The organism is Psychrobacter sp. P2G3 (genome assembly GCF_001593285.1).
GTDB lineage: Bacteria > Pseudomonadota > Gammaproteobacteria > Pseudomonadales > Moraxellaceae > Psychrobacter.
Map to the genome: position 1 here is coordinate 819763 of NZ_CP012529.1, position 20584 is coordinate 840346.

17 protein-coding genes are annotated in these 20584 nt (G+C 43.0%); 11 read left to right on the forward strand and 6 right to left on the reverse strand.

All coding sequences use genetic code 11. From position 1 onward, the window contains the following. Position 1: 1 nt before the first annotated feature. The 3 genes from nuoM to AK823_RS03540 all read left to right on the forward strand — a co-directional run bounded on the left by nuoM (position 2) and on the right by AK823_RS03540 (position 4122). Positions 2-1630, forward strand: coding sequence for an NADH-quinone oxidoreductase subunit M (gene nuoM / locus AK823_RS03530; RefSeq protein ID WP_068326227.1), 1629 nt, complete (start codon positions 2-4; stop codon positions 1628-1630). Between the two features lie 3 nt (positions 1631-1633). Then, on the forward strand, positions 1634-3112 hold the full coding sequence (locus tag AK823_RS03535; protein WP_068326230.1) for an NADH-quinone oxidoreductase subunit N: 1479 nt from the start codon (positions 1634-1636) through the stop codon (positions 3110-3112). 188 nt (positions 3113-3300) lie between these two features. Then, positions 3301-4122 carry a ferredoxin--NADP reductase gene (locus tag AK823_RS03540; protein ID WP_068330120.1) on the forward strand — a complete coding sequence of 274 codons (822 nt, stop codon included), beginning with the start codon at positions 3301-3303 and terminating at the stop codon, positions 4120-4122. A gap of 126 nt (positions 4123-4248) precedes the next feature. Here AK823_RS03540 and AK823_RS03545 read toward each other — a convergent pair whose 3' ends face one another. Beyond that, positions 4249-5010 carry a hypothetical protein gene (locus tag AK823_RS03545; RefSeq protein ID WP_227514109.1) on the reverse strand — a complete coding sequence of 254 codons (762 nt, stop codon included), beginning with the start codon at positions 5008-5010 and terminating at the stop codon, positions 4249-4251. Positions 5011-5438: 428 nt separating this feature from the next. Between AK823_RS03545 and AK823_RS03550 the strand changes: the two genes are divergently transcribed. Both AK823_RS03550 and AK823_RS03555 read left to right on the forward strand, forming a co-directional pair. Further along, positions 5439-6326, forward strand: a complete 888-nt coding sequence (locus tag AK823_RS03550) for an energy transducer TonB (protein ID WP_068326233.1) — start codon at positions 5439-5441, stop codon at positions 6324-6326. Positions 6327-6524: 198 nt separating this feature from the next. Then, complete coding sequence (locus AK823_RS03555) at positions 6525-7400, forward strand: mechanosensitive ion channel domain-containing protein (protein ID WP_068326236.1); 876 nt, start codon at positions 6525-6527, stop codon at positions 7398-7400. Between the two features lie 64 nt (positions 7401-7464). Here the strand turns inward: AK823_RS03555 and ybeY are convergent, their stop codons facing one another. Then, positions 7465-8070: an rRNA maturation RNase YbeY gene (gene ybeY / locus AK823_RS03560; RefSeq protein ID WP_068326238.1), complete on the reverse strand. Its 606-nt coding sequence runs from the start codon at positions 8068-8070 to the stop codon at positions 7465-7467. 360 nt (positions 8071-8430) lie between these two features. Continuing rightward, complete coding sequence (locus AK823_RS03565; RefSeq protein WP_068326240.1) at positions 8431-9522, reverse strand: PhoH family protein; 1092 nt, start codon at positions 9520-9522, stop codon at positions 8431-8433. Positions 9523-10117: 595 nt separating this feature from the next. Between AK823_RS03565 and AK823_RS03570 the strand changes: the two genes are divergently transcribed. From AK823_RS03570 to AK823_RS03590, 5 genes are all read left to right on the forward strand, one after another. After that, on the forward strand, positions 10118-11365 hold the full coding sequence (locus AK823_RS03570) for a UbiH/UbiF/VisC/COQ6 family ubiquinone biosynthesis hydroxylase (RefSeq protein ID WP_228138931.1): 1248 nt from the start codon (positions 10118-10120) through the stop codon (positions 11363-11365). 107 nt (positions 11366-11472) lie between these two features. Continuing rightward, on the forward strand, positions 11473-12765 hold the full coding sequence (locus tag AK823_RS03575) for an FAD-dependent monooxygenase (protein ID WP_068326246.1): 1293 nt from the start codon (positions 11473-11475) through the stop codon (positions 12763-12765). 39 nt (positions 12766-12804) lie between these two features. Next, entirely contained in the window at positions 12805-13503 is a 699-nt protein-coding gene (locus tag AK823_RS03580) for an OmpA family protein (RefSeq protein ID WP_068326250.1), read from the forward strand. 11 nt (positions 13504-13514) lie between these two features. Continuing rightward, the gene (locus AK823_RS03585) at positions 13515-14111 is read left to right on the forward strand and encodes an OmpA family protein (RefSeq protein WP_068326253.1); all 597 of its coding nucleotides are present in this window, start codon (positions 13515-13517) and stop codon (positions 14109-14111) included. 71 nt (positions 14112-14182) lie between these two features. Continuing rightward, the gene (locus AK823_RS03590; protein ID WP_068326256.1) at positions 14183-14899 is read left to right on the forward strand and encodes an OmpA family protein; all 717 of its coding nucleotides are present in this window, start codon (positions 14183-14185) and stop codon (positions 14897-14899) included. A gap of 36 nt (positions 14900-14935) precedes the next feature. On the opposite strand, the gene AK823_RS03595 is transcribed toward AK823_RS03590, so the two are convergent. The 3 genes from AK823_RS03595 to nadA all read right to left on the reverse strand — a co-directional run bounded on the left by AK823_RS03595 (position 14936) and on the right by nadA (position 18997). Continuing rightward, positions 14936-15847, reverse strand: coding sequence for a lysine exporter LysO family protein (locus AK823_RS03595; RefSeq protein ID WP_068326259.1), 912 nt, complete (start codon positions 15845-15847; stop codon positions 14936-14938). A 110-nt stretch (positions 15848-15957) separates the two neighbouring features. Next, a complete protein-coding gene (gene nadB, locus AK823_RS03600; RefSeq protein ID WP_082785625.1) occupies positions 15958-17856 on the reverse strand; it encodes an L-aspartate oxidase in 1899 nt (632 codons plus the stop codon). A gap of 1 nt (position 17857) precedes the next feature. Next, positions 17858-18997 (reverse strand): quinolinate synthase NadA, encoded by a 1140-nt coding sequence (gene nadA / locus AK823_RS03605; protein WP_068326262.1) that lies wholly within the window; start codon positions 18995-18997, stop codon positions 17858-17860. Between the two features lie 313 nt (positions 18998-19310). Between nadA and AK823_RS03610 the strand changes: the two genes are divergently transcribed. After that, positions 19311-20354 (forward strand): hypothetical protein, encoded by a 1044-nt coding sequence (locus tag AK823_RS03610; protein WP_068326264.1) that lies wholly within the window; start codon positions 19311-19313, stop codon positions 20352-20354. Positions 20355-20584 lie beyond the last annotated feature (230 nt).

The following is a 20584-nucleotide window of genomic DNA, read 5'->3' on the forward strand; positions in this document are numbered from 1 at the left end:
AATGATAGAGTTACAACAAACGTGGATGCTACCAGCATTGATCGCAATTCCATTTATTGCAGGATTGTTATGTTGGTTGGTTGAGCGGATAAATAAGCGTCTGCCGCGCTGGATTGCCTTAATCGGGATGATGCTAACCTTTGGTTTGTCACTCGTATTATGGCAGTATGGCGACTTTTCGGGCATGAGTAAGCAAGTAATTGCGCCGCAGTCTGCAGTACCATGGGTTACCGAATATAGTGTGCCATGGATACCAAGCTTTGGTATTAGCTTTCACTTGGCGATAGATGGTATGTCGCTGTTGATGATTGCATTGACAGGATTACTCGGTGTTGCGGCTGTTGCCTGTTCGTGGAATGAGATTCAACGCCGTGTCGGCTTCTTCCATCTAAACTTGTTATGGAGTTTAGGCGGTGTCATTGGTGTGTTCTTAGCGATTGATATGTTCCTGTTTTTCTTCTTTTGGGAGATGATGCTGGTTCCTATCTATTTCTTGATTGCCATTTGGGGTCATGACGTCGCTGGTGGTAAGACCAAAGAATATGCAGCAACCAAGTTCTTTATCTATACCCAAGCTTCTGGGCTTATCATGCTCATTGGTATTTTATTATTAGTACTATTTAGCTACGCCAATAGCGGTGTGGTTAGCTTTAACTATAATGACTTGCTCGGTACGCCACTTGGCGGCTGGGAATATCCGATCATGCTTTGCTTCTTTATCGGCTTTGCAGTCAAGCTACCTATTATTCCATTCCATGGCTGGTTACCTGATGCCCATGCGCAAGCGCCAACAGCAGGTTCGGTGGATTTGGCAGGGGTACTGATTAAGACCGCGGCTTATGGTCTGATCCGTTTTGTATTACCGTTATTTCCAGCAGCCTCGCAAGAGTTTGCGCCGATTGCCATTACATTAGGTACGATTGGTATCTTTTACGGGGCATGGCTTGCCTTTATGCAAACTGATATGAAGCGTTTGCTCGCTTATACCAGTATCTCGCATATGGGCTTTGTGGTCTTGGCGATTTATGCAGGTACGTTGCTCAGCTTACAAGGCTTAATGATTCAAATGCTTGCGCACGGTCTTAGCTCGGCAGCTCTATTCATCATGGCAGGCCAGCTCTATGAGCGCTTGCATACTCGTGATTTGACCTTGATGGGTGGTATGTGGGGACAATTCCGTTACTATGCACCGATATTGATGTTCTTTAGTGCTGCACTTCTCGGTATTCCTGGTACCGGTAACTTTATCGGTGAATTCATGATTCTGTTTGGCGCATTTGCGCAGTATCCAGTGTTTGTGGTACTAGCAACCTTTAGCTTAGTATTAGCAGGTCTATACTCATTAATCTTGATTTACCGCGCGCTATTTGGTGTCAATAATATCGAAGAGTTGGCGTTACATGAAACCAAATCACATGGTTTACCTGCTCGCAAGTTAAAAGATTTGGGCAAGCGTGAGCTGTCGTTATTACTTATGTTAGCAGCTGGATTGGTATGGCTCGGACTGTATCCGCAGCCAATACTTGATACATCAAGTCACGCTATGCAGTGGATTAACAATGCATATATCTATAGTGAGATTACCCAAGTAGATATGTCACAGTTACTTGATGCAATGGAGGCACGTTAAGTCATGAATGAATCTACGATGAATGATTTGATGGGGCTAATGCCTTATGCACCAATCATTGCAGTAGCAGTTACATCACTGTTAGTCATGATTGCGATTACTGTCAAGCGCTCGCATGTGGTCACCGGTACTATTACTGTAATCGGTCTAAACGTTGGCCTATTTACCTTACTTGCGCAAATAGGCGGCGTGATAAGTAGAAAGGGTGTACTACCAAACGCTGAGCAGCTGTTTGTAATTGATAACTTTGCTCAGTTTAATATGGTCATTATCTTTATCTGTGCACTGGCTTGCTGTACGTTAGCGTATGCGTATCTTGCCGATTTAAAAGACAATAAGGATGAGCTGTATTTGCTGATGCTAGTATCGACCACTGGTGCGCTATTGATGGTATCTGCACAGCATATGGCTGCTTTCTTTATGAGCTTAGAGCTGCTTTCAATACCGCTATATGGTCTATTGTCTTATACCTTTTTACGTAACCGCTCGCTTGAGTCGGGGCTTAAGTATTTGGTGCTATCAGCGACTGCGTCTGCAACTTTACTGATGGGTATGGCCTTTATTTATGCGCAAGTTGGCTCGTTAGCCTTCAAGCCAATCAGTTTAGTATTAGGTGACATGTTTGAGTCACCGCTGCTGATATTGGGCGCAGCGCTAATGATGTTTGGTATTGCTTTTAAACTATCAGCAGCACCTTTTCATATATGGACACCCGATGTCTATGAAGGTGCACCAGCTCCTATTGCCACTTATCTGGCATCCGTATCTAAAGTTGCTATGATGGCACTTGCTGTCCGCTTTTTAATTGATACGGCTTTATTGGCATTGCCTTCAGTACAGATGTTATTAATGGTAATGGCCACACTATCTATCTTAGTTGGTAACCTATTGGCAGTACGTCAAACCAACCTGAAACGTCTGCTGGGTTATTCTTCTATTGCTCATATGGGTTATGTGCTGATTGTGATTGTTAGTATTGGTAGTGCGGCTGATAGCATATCTAGTATGTATATGGCCGCCTATGCCTTCACCTCTATTGGGGCCTTTGGTGTGGTGACATTAATGTCTAGCCCTTATCGGTTATCTGGTGAAGCTGACGAGTTGGTACATTATCAAGGACTGTTCTGGCGTCGTCCAGTGCTTACTGCGGTCATGACTATTATGATGTTATCGTTGGCCGGTATTCCACTGACCGCGGGCTTTATTACCAAGCTATTTGCGATACTGGCAGCTGTTCAAGGTGCTAATTGGTTCTTGGCTGCAATGATTATCTTAGGTAGTGCTATTGGTCTGTTCTATTACTTACGCGTCATGCTGACACTATTTAAACGTCCGAAACAGTTTATTGAGTTTGATGTAGCAGGGCAATGGGGTATCCGTATGGGCGGACTGATGGTTATTGGTGTTACCTTGGTGGTTATTTTCTTCGGTATATTACCAAACAGTATGATTGTGTGGTCAGGCATGGCAAGTATTTGGTAATCTAAGTTTAACGTGTGGCCTATCAAACACAGGCTAGGTCGTTGCAACCCGTTACGGTTTATCTGCCGTTACTGTTAGAAAACCAAGATGCGCCAAGTCTATGATAAGCTTGGCGCATCTTTTTTATTTGTTTGTTTTAATAAACTCTATAAAAATAAATGTTAAAAAAATATAAGTGACTAATGATTATGGGTGAAAATAATATTCAAGCTGTTAAAGTGCTTAGTAAAACTACATGGACGCCTAATCTATTTAGTTTTACCGTGACTCGTCCAGACAGCTTTAAATTTACTGCAGGGCAATTTGTACGTTTAGGTGTTAATCCCAGCAAACTAAAATACTACAAGCAACAACACAAAGAGTCTGATGCAACATTGGATGAAGATATTTTTCGTGCTTATTCTATAGTATCTTCACCGTTTGATGAAGTGATTGAATTTTTCTCGATTGTGATTCCTGATGGAGCATTTACTTCGCAGTTGCAGCACCTGCAGGTAGGGGATGAGCTCCTACTCAATACCATGCCGTTTGGATTTTTGACCTTGGCACGTTATCAAAAACCGTTACCAAAAGACTTATGGCTGCTGGCAACAGGTACTGGTCTGGCACCCTTTTTATCTATGCTACAAGACCTGCAAACATGGCAAGACTACGATCATATCGTATTGGCTTATAGTGCGCGCTCGCAAGAGGAATTGGCTTACGTTGAGCAAATAAGACAGCTACAGGCAGACTTTGGCTCGTTGGTTGATAATCCTGCTGATTTAATATTTGTGCCGATCGTGACTCGTGAGCCAATGGAAGGAGCATTATCTGAGCGTCTGCCGAAACTACTGCTTAATGGAGAACTAGAGGAGCGCGCAGGTATAAAGCTGGACATCGATAATGCGCATGTGATGCTATGTGGTAATCCAGAGATGGTAGAGGATACTAAGGAGACCCTAAAAGATTTGGGTCTGGTCATGAATCGACGTGGTGAGGGTAATATTGCGGTAGAGAATTATTGGTAAGCCCATTAAGTCGTTAATTGCTTTAAGTTATTGACAGAAAAACGCCGCAATCTAATGATACGTGGCGTTTTTTATTAGTTAGCCAAAGCAGTAACGGTCTGTAAGAATTACTCTGTGATGTAAAAGCTACTCTGTGCTTGGCTCAGTGGCATCATCTATGGGATTAATAGGACCTTGCATTAACTCGGGTTCATCATCATCACTGATGATATCCTCACCACTACTACCGCCTAATAGGTCGCGATAGTTAATCTGTGCCTTTAGAATTAGCTGATCTTCTTCGACTTCACCGTAGTTCACCTGTACCTTATGTAAGGTACTCATGATTTTTTGGTTCTTTTTTAGCCAGCGATTAATATCGAGATAAATAATATCTTCTTTCGCGCGGGCGATATTGATATAAGTCAGGATAACGCCTAACGGGTCTTTCTTGAGCACACTATGATAGAACCAGATGGCAAGTTTGATACCTTGAAGCTTCAAAAATGACTCACAGCGTAAGTTGAGGACGTCTGTATAAGTCAGCTGGCCAAATACAAAGCGCTGTACATTGCGGTCAAGCTGGGCATGTACAAGGCTAAAGTTACTAGCTACTTCAGCGTAAACACCAGCGGCATTAACCGTACAATATAAACGAAACCAGTCATCATGCAGCTCAACTCGTAACTCTAAGATAGCTTTGACATTGTCTGTGACAAACTTTTGCAGGGCATCATTGACGTATTTTTGCGCAACGGGCAAAGCCAATTCATCATCAAGCTTATCAGCAGTTTTGTTGTACATATTTTTGATATTTTGGGTTAAGCTCTCCCAACCATCACTAAATGACTCGTTAAAACGATAGCCAAGATTATCAGAGAAGTCATCAAAGTTATCGAAGTTACTCAAACTTGTTATCCTTATGATTATAGTAGGATTATTTTAACCGTATAATTGGTTGTCAGCTGCTAATTGATATAATAAGTAATTGATAGACATGACCAGTAGCAATATGACAAGTGAAAATAGTATATAGCAAAATAGCATGGTACAAAACTTAAGGCCTTGTATTGTAGCAAATAACTTAAGAAATATAACGAAGATAGGCAGGCGTGCCTAAATAGCTTCTTCCTCAGCTCTTAAGCTTTATGGCTATTTTGAATAGCGATAAAATGACAGAATAGCGATATAATTGCTGCTCATGTTATGATAGCGCGGATATTATTATTGGTAGGCATAGTTATTGCTTGTATGATGGCTGCAAAAACATTACTGATGCAAAATAATCGTATCAATACGGTTATTACTGTTTTTATTCTTATAATTTGAGACTTACTGTGGCACATATTAAAGATTCTCAAAGCTATCATTTTTCTACTCAAGCTCCAACACGCAACTTTAGCTTACCGATAGCTATTACTATTGCGTTGTTGGTACATGGTGTTATTATCTTTGGTGTCAGCTTTTCTATGGGGCAAGATCCTGCGGCGCTGATGCAAGATGTGGCAAAGGCTTTGACAGACAATATGCAGCCGAATGAGGATGCTCACTATATCGCTAATGCTTCACAAGAAGGCGGAGGCTCGGTACGCCAGCAAGTACGGCAAGAAAGCGCGCAAACTAGCCCACTGAGCTCAGAGCAGATAAGCGAGACTCAAGATGTCATCAATCTGCAACGCCAAGTGCGTCAACAGCGTTATCAAGAGAGCTATCTGCGCACGACTTTGAGTTGGCGTAAGGCTGATGTAGAAGCTGACAACGACAGTAAGCAAGCGCAAGATGATATGATGGCACAAGAGGAGCGTTTACGTAAACAGATTGCGACTTTAGAGGCGCAGCTGTCTCAGCGTCAACAAGTCTATGCAACCAAGTCCAAAGTCGTAACTGTCGATAGCAACTCTACTACTCGCGGCGCTGCGGCAGATTATATCGAAACCTTCCGTGAGCATGTTGAGCGTGTTGGTAACTTGTACTATCCGGTGCAAGCGCGTGCGCAAGGTATCACTGGTGAAGTACGTCTCATGGTGATTATCAGTAATGATGGCAATATTAAAGCTATTCGTTTACTTGAAAGCTCAGGCTCGACGATATTGGATGAAGCGGCCAAGCAATCAGTACGGCAAGCGGCACCCTTTGGTAAGTTTACCGCAGATATGAGCGATATTGTAGAGCTACGTTTGATTCGTACTTATCGTTATAGTGATAAAGTAGAAGTAACTTATTAAAACGGAAAATCTAAAACGTAAACTTTCAAAAAGTAATCTGTTAAAAAATACGGTATTCAAAAACCATTGGTTAAAATCACGAACAAACTGTAATCATGAATGGGTTAAAATAAATAATGAATTAGAATGAGTGCCAGTATCTGATTCTATTTTAATATGTCCTAATAAACAAACGAAGCTATAGAGTAAAGAGTCAGTATGGAATTTTTAGGTTTTACTATCGATGTTGCCGCGTTAACGAGTAACGCACTAAGCTTAGCGCTTAAAGTCGTTTTAGCGATATTAATATTTGTGGTAGGGCGCTGGCTTGCCAAAAAGGCGGTTACCTTTGCTCATAGTATTATGCTACGTAGCCGTTTAGATGATACCGTGGCTAGTTTTTTAGGTCGTCTAATATATGGCGTGTTGCTGGTTATTGTAGTCCTAGCCGCCCTTAGCAAAGTTGGCGTACAGACCACGTCAGTCGTTGCCATATTAGGTGGTGCCGCAGTAGCCATTGGTTTGTCACTAAAAGATCAGCTATCAAACTTCGCAGCTGGCATCATGATTGTGACTTTTCGCCCGTTTGTACGTGGTGATTATGTGCAGATTAGTAGTTACACCGGTACAGTGACTGAAATTACTTTGGTCAATACCCATCTAACGACGATTAATAATCACGATATCATTATTCCTAATAGCGACATTACTACTTCAGCGGTTATCAACTATACAGCGCTACCCAACCGCCGTGTCGATATCACAGTAGGTATTGGCTATGATGCCGATATCAAAACTGCCAAAAATGTGATGCTAAGCTTAGCGAAAAATAATGCAATGGCCTTTACCGACCCTGAGCCTATCGTGCGTGTGACCAATTTGGGTGATAACTCAGTTGACCTCACTTTAAACGTTTGGACAACCAATGCTGATTGGTGGACAATGCAATGCGATTTGCTTGAACAGTTTAAACATGCGTTAGATGATGAGAAAATCGAGATTCCATTCCCGCAGCGCAGTGTCCATGTCAAAGGCTTAGATCAGATGATTAACCAAATGGGTCAATCACAAAAACTACCGATGACAAAAGACTAGCCGAGTTAAATTTAGGAATTTGGAGTTTATGAGTTTGGAGTTTGGAGTTTGAGAGGTTTGACGATTAAGGATTTGAAACATAAGGGTTTGGTAGGTTCAAACCTGCTAAAATCTCAATCTCAAAACGTTCCATCTCATCCTGCTCAGCTTGACCGAGCTCATGATCGAAGCCTAATAGATGCAACACGCCATGTACCAATAAGTGGCTAATGTGCTGTACTAGCGTTTTGTCTTGCTCTGTGGCTTCACGTATCATTACTTCATGACAGATAATTAGTTCACCAAGTGGCAATGTTGGCATCAGCTCAATAATATTAGCTGGCATCTCGCTTGGGTACGACAGTATGTTGGTCGCATAATCCTTGTCACGCGCTTCTAGATTCAATTCACGACCTTCAGTCTCGTCAGTAATATATATATCTAATGCTTTAGGTTTCTGCTGCCACATCTCAAGACTGATATCTGTAAAGTAGGGTAGCGTCAGCCCATCTTTATTGCGCTCATTTATATAGTCTAGGGTCGCCATCATAATTGGTAACAGACTATCTTCACTATAAAAGCCATCAATCAAATTATCACCAATACTATTAATAGCACTGACATTAAGCTCAGTACTGTCTAGAGTGTTTGTACTTACTTCATTCATATTATTATCGTTCGACGAGTTCATTTTTTTATCCTATTAAGAAATAGCATACTTATTAAGCATCATTATCTCAAATCTTATAATCATTTCGTTAACGCCACTATGGCTAAGTTGCTAGTCTGCTACTAGTATAGCCTGCCCAGTGTAAAGCTGCTACGGCGTCGCCTTTATTTATTATACTGATATATAGCTTGCACTCGGTTTCGTTGTGAATCAACTATAGTAGTTGGGACAATGTTAAGATTAAACCTATTAAGTATTCAATTCATTAAGCACTCAATAAAAAACCGAATTACTAGCTTTAGTAATCCGGTTTTTTATTTTAAGGCTAGGGCGTGTCCTCGTTCAGATTGAGGATACGCCCTAAATATTTAAGACGCTGAGTTACAGCTTAGATGCCGCATTGGCTATTGCCTGTCTACGCTCTTGCTCAGCAATACGCTCTTGTTTGCGTTTTTCTTCTAATATCAATTGCTCACTGTCAAACACATCGTAAGCTTCAACGATTTGCTGTACCAATTGATGACGTACCACATCTTTTGAGTCAAACTTAGTAATATGAATCTCTTCAATACCGCTTAGGATTTCTAACGCTTGCGTCAGTCCTGACTTAGTACCACGTGGTAAGTCGACCTGCGTAATATCACCAGTGATGACTGCACGCGAGCCAAAGCCTAGGCGTGTCAAAAACATTTTCATTTGCTCAGGTGTGGTGTTTTGTGCCTCATCCAAGATGACAAACGAGTTATTCAAGGTACGACCACGCATATAGGCAAGTGGAGCAACTTCAATAATCTGGCGCTCAATCATTTTACCGACTTTTTCAAAGCCAAGCATTTCATATAAAGCGTCATATAACGGACGTAAATACGGGTCAATTTTTTGCGCCAAGTCACCAGGTAAAAAGCCTAACTTTTCGCCCGCTTCTACAGCTGGACGTACGAGCAAAATGCGCTCAATCTCATTACGCTCTATCATATCGACCGCACAAGCGACCGCCAGATAAGTCTTACCCGTACCGGCAGGGCCAATACCAAACGACACATCAGAGCTAAGCACGTTTTTTACATAACGCTGCTGGTTGCCACCGCGTGGAATGATTTTACCTTTACGTGTGCGCAGACTAATGGGTGTAAAATCATTTGGTGAATCCAAATCGTTCTCATCATCTTCGCTATCAGTGACTTGCTCATCATCTTCCATATCTTGATCGCGTGAGATACTAGATTGAATGATGAGATGTAACTCTTCTGCACTGATATCTTTTGTGTTTTGGGCTTCGTCGACTAGCTTATATATAATACGTTCGCCGCGCTCGACACCTGTGACATCGCCGCTCAGACAGAAGTCGCCTTGGCGTTGGCTGATTTTGATATCGAGGCGGTCTTGCAGATATTTCATGTGATTATTGTATTCGCCAAGCACGGTTTTAAGCTGTGCTGGGGTCAATGACTCAAACTTTATACGGCGGCTCATGGAATCAGTCAAGCGATTATCCTTATATTAGTTACCCGATACTATCATTGATTCTCAATAGATTGATGGGCTTAATAGATAAAACAGTAGTAGGGTTTTATTACTTGTAGATAGTAGAAAAAATGACGGTAAAGTTATTATTGTTTATATGTATGGTAAGTGAAAGTCCTGTCTTCATTATGGTTGATAGTTTTTAAATTTCAAGCATTGTGTAGCAATGGACTGGGCTGTTTTTGTATGGTGATTGCAACCAATGCATATATCGACAAATTTTTGCTATGCTCATAAGCTTAGAAGTAGTTACTTAGCGTTAAGCATACTGGGAAGGACACAGAGATTTGGGCAATTTGTGGTAATCTATCAGCTGTCTAAAAATTGTTTGGTCGTGACACCCAGAACCCTAAGAGGCTAATAAACAGCTCACTATAATTAAGTATAGAAAGTCTTACTAAACGTATATAACCGCTCTATCCAACAGGTTCCAATAGGAATAATAATGATACAAAATACTCATTCAGATATGCCAACGATATCAAATTCTGCGCCATCGAACACTGTTAATAAGACATCCAATATGAAAAATAATAAAACGGCAATGACCGAGCAACAGGTGCTCATCGCTGGCGGCGGTCATGTAGGTTTATCCTTTGCATTGCTATTAGCACATCATGGTATTGCTAGTACTTTGCTAGAGAAAAACAGCTACCCAACTATTAGCCCAAAGGATGACAGTACGCGCAGTCATTATTTAGACAGCCGCAATACGGCATTATCTCGGCGCACCGTACAGATTTATCAAGAGATTGGACTGTGGGACGAGCTGCAAAGTCATGCTTGCCGCATTGATGCCGTGCAAATCAGTGAGCAGGGTAGCTTTGGACGTGCGCAATTAAATAAAGCTGAGGAGAAGGTAGAATCTTTCGGACAAGTCATGGAAAACGCTTGGCTTGGACGTAAGTTATTACTGGCTGCTCAGCAAGAACCGCTGATTACTTTGATTGATAATGCTAATGTCATCGCTGTGGAACAACAGAGCGACGGTGTGACGCTGAGCTTTGGCTACTACGGTGAAGAGGAGCATGAACAGCAATTGCAAGCCAGCGTCTTAGTCGCCTGTGATGGTCGCGACTCTACGGTACGTCAGCTTTTAGATATTGGTACGACGACTTATGATTATCAGCAAACTGCTATCGTCGGTGTGGTAGAGACAGATAAGCCACACGAGCATGTCGCGATTGAGCGATTTAGTCCGGCAGGGCCGCTTGCGGTGTTGCCATTGACCGATCCAGCAGGCGACGGCAATGATGAGTACCAAGAGGGTTATAGACGCTCGGTAGTCTGGGTGTGCCCAACGGGTGAAGAAGATAAATACCTAGAAGATGATGCGCATTTTCTAGCGACTTTGCAGCAGGCCTTTGGAGCGCGCGCTGGTACGTTTAAAAAAGCCGGTCGCCGCGGTGCCTATCCATTGACACGGGTACTGGCAGATAAGCAGGTAGATGGTCGCTGCGTCATCATGGGTAATGCGGCCCATACCTTGCATCCGGTTGCTGGACAGGGTTTTAATTTATGTATGCGTGATGCGCATGTACTGGCACAAATGATGAGTCGGCAAGTGCTAAAAGGCGAGGATATCGGTAATCCGACTTTGCTCAAACGCTATGAAAAAGCCCGCCAGACCGACCAAAAACGAGTTATTCGCTTTTGTGATGCCGTCGTGCATGGCTTTACGCATCCAAATCCAGTAGTGAAGCTGGCACGTAACGTGGCTTTGGTTGCCTTTGATAAACTGCCAAATATTAAGCCATTGATTGCCAATTATGCGATGGGCTTGAAGTCGTAGTTCGACATATGGGTAAGTTATTAAGCAAATAAAATCTATAATTTCAGCTGCTGCCAAGTTTCATAAACATGAGCGGATAGCATGAATAACGCGACAAAGGATGTTTTATGAAAAATAACCATACGCTCATTATCGGCGGCGGTATCGTTGGTGCAACCCTTGCGCTGAAACTGGCGCAAGCTGAAATGCCAGTGACCATGATTGATGCGCGCCCTGAACGTAGCGAGTCAGATTGGCAACAAGTGCTTGGCAAGCGGGATGCGCGTGTTTATGCATTAAGCCTTGCCAGTATCAACTTACTTAAAGACGTGGGCGCTTGGCAAAAGATAGCGGCATCAGAGCGCAAAGCCGATTATTCGCAAATGCAGGTTTGGCAGCTAAATGGTCGCGGCGAGTTACTGTTCGGCGATAGTGATGATGCTAATAATAGTAATGACAGCAGTAACAGCAATCAAAACTCTGAGACAAAAATGCTCGGCAGCATGGTTGAGCCCGCAGTTATCGAATATGCATTGTGGCAGCGTTTAACTGCCTCTGATATCAGTCAATATCTAACCGTTATCGATGGGCAAAAGGTTGTCGATATGGACTGGCTTGGTAGCGCGCAAGGTTACCGTGTGATGTTATATGATGGCACTGTGATTGACACGCGTTTGTTGGTGGGTGCTGACGGCCGCAGCTCGTTTGTACGCAGGCAGGCGGCAATTGAGTTGGATGTGCTTGATTATAATCAAACTGCGATTTGCTGCGCCATTCAAACCGACAAGCCGCATCGAGCAACCGCCCGTCAAGCCATGCTGCCAACAGGTACGTTGGCATTATTGCCACTTGCTGATATTACTGATGAAGATAAAGCCAATCCACAACACTGGCAGTCGATTGTATGGACATTACCACGCAACCAAGCATTGGCATTGTTGGAAGAAACGCCGCGCTATATCGCTGATAAACTGGCTGCTGCTAGCAACTATGAGCTAGGCGCTATCCGCGAGATTGAATCCATCGCCAGCTTTCCGCTGACCGCGCAACAAGCAAAGAGCTATGTCGCAGATAATTTAGTCTTGATAGGAGACGCTGCGCATGGCGTGCATCCACTCGCTGGACAAGGGCTAAACCTAGGCATGCTTGATGTAGAGGCGCTAAGTGAACAGCTCATGCATGACTTTGCACGTAGTGGTGGCACGCTTTGGGGCAGCAATCAAACCCTGCGTACTTATGAGCGTCTGCGTCGTCCGCATAATAGCCTGATGATGCATAGCTTTTCGGCGCTTAATTGGCTGTTTGCAGGCTCGCTTGCGCAGATGCGTCCGATTCAACAACTTCGTAATGAAGGTATGTATCGCGTCAGCAAAATCAAACCGCTGATGCGCCTGTTTGCCAAGCAGGCGAGTGGGGTCTAGGGTTTAAACTGAACGTTTTATATGAACTAAGGATGGCGTATGAAAAATAATTCATGGATGACGATAGGCGTGGTAATAGCTAGTTTTATGTTAGCTTCCTGCCAATCTGTACCCAAAAACACCATAATCAATAAAAAGGCAGACAACACACCTAAAGTCATGATAGAGCCACATGCAGATACAGACAGTGATGGCGTCCCTGACATTATAGATAATTGTCCGAACACTCCTAAAGGGGTAGTGGCGGATGAGTATGGCTGTCCAGTAGCGGTGAGTTTAATCGATTATCTTACGATGGAGCTACGAGTTTTCTTTGAGCAAAATAGTAATGAGCTACGAATGAAGTACTTGCCAGAAGTGGAAAAAGTAGCGGAAAAAATGCATAGCGATCCTGAGCTGGTGGTAGTCTTGTCTGGTCACCTCTCGGAACCTGAAGCTGCGCAAATATCAGTAGGTATAGACGGAAAAATGAATCAAGTAAAAGCTGATAAACCTCCATTAGGACGTGAGCGGGCACAGGTAATAAAAACTGCTTTGATTAACAGAAATATAGCTGCTGATAAAATTTATACGTTTGATTGCGCTGATAGTATGCCGATTGCACCTAACGATACTGAGGAAGGCGCGTCAATGAACCAGCGTATTTATGGTAAAGCGTTAAAGGCAGATGATTTTTATACGGGCAGTGATAATGAGCACTCACTCACGTACTATAAAGAATTTTGTCAGCAATTTTAAAGGAAGAAGACATGACTATGCTATTAAGAAGTACGCTTGTTGTTTTAATCAGCGTCTTAACGCTATCCGCATGTCAAACGTCTGACTTGTCTAAGCAAACAAGCCAAACTATTAAGATGCCAACGGTTGTGATTAATTCGGATAGCGACGGCGATGGCGTTCCTGATAAGTTAGATCAGTGTCCAGCTACACCTTTTAACGTGATAGTAGATGACAGAGGCTGCCCTTTTACGATGCCTGGGGTAGGTCTAAAAATGGAATATCGCGCTTTTTTTGATAAAGATAGCAGTGAGCTGTTGCCAAAGTATCAAGCCGAGCTTGATAAGGTAGGTATGAGGTTACAAGAGTATAAAACCGCCACCATATTGATTGAAGGTCATAATTCAAGAACTGAAGTCGATAGCGCCTCTATAAACGAAGCGAATGCCTTGGCGCAAGACAGAGCGAATAAGGTTGAAAATTATTTAATATCGAAATATAACATTGCCTCTGAGCGCATCACGGCGACTGAGTATGGCGCAAGAAGACCAATTGCGCCTTCTGATAGTGAAGAGGGTAATATGTTGAACCGGCGCGTATATGCGATTGCGTCTGAACCTCAGGAATAAAAAACAACTTTATTACTGAAACGATTTGAGGTGACTCACCAAATCTAATTGAATAAGGACTCCAATTCGATATGAAACTAAATTTCTATCTAGCCAGCACCGTTTTTTGTAGTTCTTTGGCGTTATCGGCGTGTCAAACCACTCCAACTGCGCCGTCTAAAGATACAGCTCAACATGAAAACATCAGGACGATGCAAGCAGCGATTGATTCAGATGGTGACGGTGTACTTGATGCTATAGACGAGTGCCCTGAAACGCCACCTAACGTAGTGGTCGATGCTAAAGGCTGTGAAATAATAATTGAGGGAGGCGAGGCGCTTGAGATGGAGTTTAGTGGATTTTTTCCATCCATGAGTAGTCAATTACCTGCTATTTATGATCCAGAATTCACAAAAATGGCAGAAAAAATCAATGAGTATCCAGAAGCCAGTGTTTTTATTTTTGGTCATGCAGCTACAAATGAAATAGATGAAGATGCTTTGGCGACTTTTAGTTTCGATTCTTTATCACGCAATCGCGCGCTAATTATTAAGAATAATTTAGTTTTGCAACATAATATCGATGCTAAGCGTATCCGTACTTATGAGTGTTCAAATAAATTATTGGTTAAAGATACAGATTATATAAACCCTAGCTTTAGAGCGCTTAATCTGAAAGGTCTTGAGGCAAAACAACGCCGCGCAACTTTAATGGCAAGTAGTGAAGTGCATGACTTAGAGAGTCTTGAATATGTGTCTTATATAAGAAGATACGGTAAGTACGCTAAGCACTGTGAACCGTTCGAATAATAACGACTGATTTTCATCAATCTTTAAAACTTATACTTACCCCAACGCCGAAAACAGTACCATTAGAACTGGCGAGACAATATTAATAATAAAGCCAAAACTAATCGCCAATGGCACAACTTTTAGGCCACCAGATTGTTGAATAATAGGCAGGGTAAAGTCTAAACTGGTCGCGCCACCAAGACCGACCGCAGCTGATGGATATTTGCGCATAAAGACGGGAATAAATAATAGCGCAAAGAACTCACGTATTAAGTCGTTAAATAGCGCCACACTGCCCCAAACCGCGCCATAAGCATCGGTCATGATAATCGCTGACAGTGAATACCAACCAAACCCTGATGCCAGTGCCAAGCCTTTCGTCCATGACACATCGGTAAACATCAGCGCGAAAACAAGTCCGCCAACCAAAACGGCTAGTGTAAAGATGATACTCATCTCGACGCCACGTTTATTGAGTAGTACTTCTTTAAGGGTAATGCCTGAACCCTTTAACCCAATGCCGACCAGTAAGATTAATACCATTAGCATTGCGGTCATGGTGTTTTCAGGTGGCATATAATCCACGGGTAAGAGATAGCCAATCACCATGCCAATCACCACACAAATCACTTGCGCCAAGCTGCCTCGAATACTAACGCGATGCTCTTTGGATTTGACGCTGGGCTTTTTGGCATGCCACGGGCGCAGGCGGTCAAACAGCATGAGCGCAAACAAACCACTGCCAATCGTCAAGATCGATAGGATAGTGACATATAGGGCGATTTCGCCTATTTGGCTACCCAGCCCTTCTACTTGTGACAACTCAATACCGATAAGGGTTAAGATGACATAAACCAAGTACGACAAGCCTTTATCAGCAAGCCTAGTCATTTTGGGATTAGAGGGAATGGCAAAGCCAATAAACATTGGCATTAATACCAAAACAAGGGTAACTAGGCTTTGCATGATGATGTGCTCGCAGCTTTTTGAAGGCGTTTTTAGGAAGCTGGAGATTGTATCATATTAGGCTATAAATGCTGGAACGAGGGGACAAAAATTACCATATTCTTGCAAGTTTACAGGGTGCTAACGGCTGATCGCGAATGCTTATCTTGTTGGCTATATTTTTCACTGACTATAGCAAATTTATCAGATGCATAAATATGGCGAGGCAGACTGTCTGATAGAGGGGTAATTACACTCACTTTAGGTTTGCTCGCTAAGTTTGGATAGTCTTTTCGGTAATGGCCACCGCGGCTCTCATGACGCTGATAAGCAGATTGTATAATCAAGGTCGCTAATTGCAACTGTCTTGCTAATTGAAAGTAGGGCAGCTCATTCAGAATAGTAGCGTTATCTTTATTGTCGATAGCTAGTTGATTGGGGTTTACGCAGTTAAGCTCCTGTTGCCATTGCTGTATTTGTAAAAGTGCTTGTTCTAACAGCTGAGCATCACGGGTAATGCCCATATGAGACGTCATCAAAGCTTTTAATCCTGCGGTTATTCCAGTGATATCAGCATTTATATTGACGTGGATGTTGTGATTGTCATTAGAGTTGCTTTCACACTCAATAGACAATGGTAAAGTAATGCGCTGACAATCTCGAAGCGTTGGCAATGTCCAAATATCATGGATTGATTGATCTGAATTAGTATAAATTGACGTTGTATCTAGCTTTTCAGTTGCTTTTAGATAGTGTGGTAAGTCAGCGGCGATATTACGCCCAACCACCACACATTCCAATAGTGAATTACTTGCCAAGCGGTTTGCCCCATGCAGACCTGTATAAGCAACTTCACCTGCGGCATAAAGCCCTAGCACGTCAGTCAGGCCATTGGCAGACGTCACTACGCCACCGCAGCTATAATGAGCGGTAGGCGCGACTGGAATAGGGTCGGTAGTAATATCGATACCGAGGTCTAACAGCGTTTGATAAATCTGTGGGAAATGCTCGCGTAAAAATTCCGTTGGCAAGTGACTGACATCAAGATTGACGTAGCCAAATTCATTCATGCTAATTTGCTCCGCGATGGCACGGGCGACGATGTCTCTTGGTGCTAACTCTGCACGAGTATCGACGTCTAACATAAAGCGTTTACCAGTTTGCGGACAATATAACCGTCCACCTTCGCCGCGTAATGCCTCAGATATCAAAAAACTACTATCGCTAAATGCTAATCCGGTTGGATGAAATTGGATAAATTCTAGATTTGCTAAGCGACAGCCCGCTTGCCATGCCATCATAACTCCATCACCGACACAGACATTGGGTGCGCTGGCACGTTTAAACAGCTGCCCTAGACCGCCACTCGCCATTACGACTGCGCGACTATGAAAAGTGAGTTTACGTTGACTGACGTGATCAAAAACAAGCGCACCTTGGCATTGATTATCATTATTTTTTAAAAGGCTGAGTGCTTCATGGTAAGGCAGAATAGTGATATTGGATGCAGCTTGCGCTTTTAAGGTCAAGGCTTCCATGATATGTCGACCAGTTGCATCATCAGCATGGGCAACTCGTCTACAGCCATGCCCACCTTCTTTGGTTAGGTGTAGTTGAGAGAGGTCGAAACCCGCTTTTATGTGACTTTTTGATTTTTGCTGGGGAATTTGAGTAAAGGGGACGCCTTGTTCGCATAGCCATTGTACGGCTTGTTGACCAGCATTTAGGATGTTAGTCGTATTATTAGCTTCACATAATCCTGCGCCAGCGATGAGCGTATCGGCGATATGATCAGCGACACAGTCATTTTTACCCAAACTAGCCGCGATACCGCCTTGGGCGTAATGGCTTGAGCAAACATCCATTGCTGCTTTGCTTAATACTGTAACAGTTAACGATTTTGGCAAAGCGAGAGCAGTACTTAGTCCCGCTAAGCCAGCACCAATGATAAGTACGTCTGTTTGCCTAACATCATTAACATCAGCAATAGCGTTATTGTTTGCTCTATCCAATACGCGCGCCTCACTCATATTAGGCAGCTCCAACGTTAGCAAATAGTGCACGGTCTTTGACAATATCACCGCTCGCTGCCACACGTTGATTTTGCGCTTCGGCAAAATCAAGCATACGTTGTAAAGGTTTTTTTGCAGCTGCTGCCAGCTCAGGCGTCATCAATACTTCGCCGCTGCGCTGGGTTAAGCACTGTTCAATACCTTGCAAGCCATTCATCGCCATCCAAGGGCAAAAAGCACAGCTTTTACAACTGGCGCTCTCACCAGCGGTAGGGGCAGCTAAGAAACGCTTATTTGGCGAGCGCTTTTGCATCTCATGCAAGATACCTAAATCGGTAGCAACGATAAAGGTATTGGCATCCATCTCATAAGTCGATTTTAATAGCTTACTGGTTGAGCCAACCACGTCGGCAAGTGCGACTACGCTATCAGGCGATTCAGGATGCACCAATACTTTGGCGTTTGGATACTCTTCTTTTAATTGCATAAGCTCAGTCGCTTTAAACTCGTTATGTACCAAGCACGACCCTTGCCAGAGCAGCATGTCTGCACCAGTCTCTTGCGCGATGTATTTACCCAAATGACGGTCAGGCCCCCAAATGATAGGCTCGCCTCGCTCATGCAAATGACGGATAATATCGATACCAACGGACGAGGTCACGACCCAATCAGCTCGCGCTTTAACCGCAGCGCTGGTATTGGCATAGACCACCACTGTACGCTCAGGATGGGCATCACAAAATGCAGAAAACTCATCAGCAGGACAGCCCAAGTCAAGCGAACACTCAGCCTCCAAGTCTGGCATAAGTACCGTTTTTTCCATGCTTAGTATTTTTGCCGATTCGCCCATAAAGCGCACGCCAGCGACCACCAAAGTTTGTGCGCTATGGGCCTGTCCAAAGCGTGCCATCTCAAGCGAATCACCAACACACCCACCAGTTGCTAATGCCAAATCTTGAATAAAAGGATCAACATAATAGTGTGCGACCAATACCGCATTATGCTCTTTTAGCAACTGTTTAATATTATCTTCAACCGCGAGACGTTCTGCACGCGGTAAGTCTGTTGGAATTTTAGCTTTAGCATATTCAATGTTCATTTGAGTAGCAATACGATTATCAGTACTCATGATGGGTGCGTCATAAGGATAAGTTTTCATAAGTGCAAGCCTTTGGTGCGTTAACGACAAGCAATATGTCGCTAAAATAAATCAATTAAAAACAGCTAATAAATAAAACTATATTAATTATGCTCATTCTGAGCATAAAAACAAGATGTTTTTGTATGTTTTATAATTAAAATAATAAGTTTGGACAGTATTAATGCTCTTATTGATTTGAACTAAGCGGTATTCTCAGTTAATAATTACAACCGTTTCCTACGATAAATCATGATTCACGCTATACTGAGCCTTGTCCAACATAAATTGCAAATTATCAATCATTAACCATTAAGGATAATAATAAAGAACTATGACGTTGTCTTATTCACATGCGCATCAGCAGGGTAGTGGCACTACAGAAGTAGTGGCTGTATTGATTGCTATTACCGACCATACAGCGCGGGTTTTAACGGTTGATCAAGGTAAGTTATTGCCCAATGGTCCGCTCATGCCACTGCATCGTTCCTTGCAAGCTGGTGTGCGCCAATGGGTCGAAGAACAGACGCAGCAGCCACTTGGTTATCTAGAGCAGCTATATACTTTTGTAGATACCAATAGGCGCAACATCGACGGTCATGCTTTGGTTTATGTTAGCTATTTAGGGTTGGTACAAGAGACGCAAACGCAAGAGTTACAGAGCCAAGCTTTGTGGCGCGACTGGTATGATTATTTCCCTTGGGAAAATCACTTAGATGGTGTGCCAAGCATCATTATGGATTTTATTGTGCCTGCGCTATTGGAATGGGCTAATACTGCGAAAGATGAAGTCACTCAGCAGCGTCGACGTCAGCGTATTCGCTTATGTTGGGGGCTGAGTGAGGAGTTTTTAGCGCGTGAAGTACTTACTGATAAAAGCACTGACAATCAGGTAATTGCAGATGTAGTGGATGAGAGTAGTGAGTGGGTAGCAGAGCATGCGCTCTTGCGTTATGAGATGCTCTATGAGGCAGGGCTTATTCCTGAAGCACCTAATTATTCACCTAGCTATCAGGTTAGTAATTCAGCTCTCAATTGGACACAAATGATGGGCGTTCCTATGTATTACGATCATCGTCGTGTGATTGCCACAGCCATTTCTAGATTGCGAGCCAAAATAGAATATCGCCCGTTGATTTTTGGTTTGATGCCTGAAGTATTCACATTGCTACAGTTGCAACAAAGTGTTGAGGCTTTATCAGGAGTACGGCTACATAAGCAAAACTTTCGCCGCTTGCTCGATTCACAGAACCTTGTAATGGAGACTGGGCAGAGTAGTAGTGCCCAGCGTGGTCGCCCTGCCAAGCTCTATCGCTTCCGTCATGATATTGAACTCCAAAGCTTACTGATGGATAGTAAGCTGCCAAAGCGTAAATAGCTTGCAAACTACTATAGCGATTCCTAAATAAAAGAAGTACAAAAATTATAATGCGTTACTGAGATAATTTTTCCTTGCTTGCTGTTTCTGCGCAGACAGAGGCTGCGCAAAAATTATCCTAGTAGCGCTGTATTTATTTTATAGTAGATCGGCTATATCATATTCAGTACTCATAAAAATTATTTAACTAACGAAAGTTACTACCTTGTCTTGCGAGCCTATTAATTTTA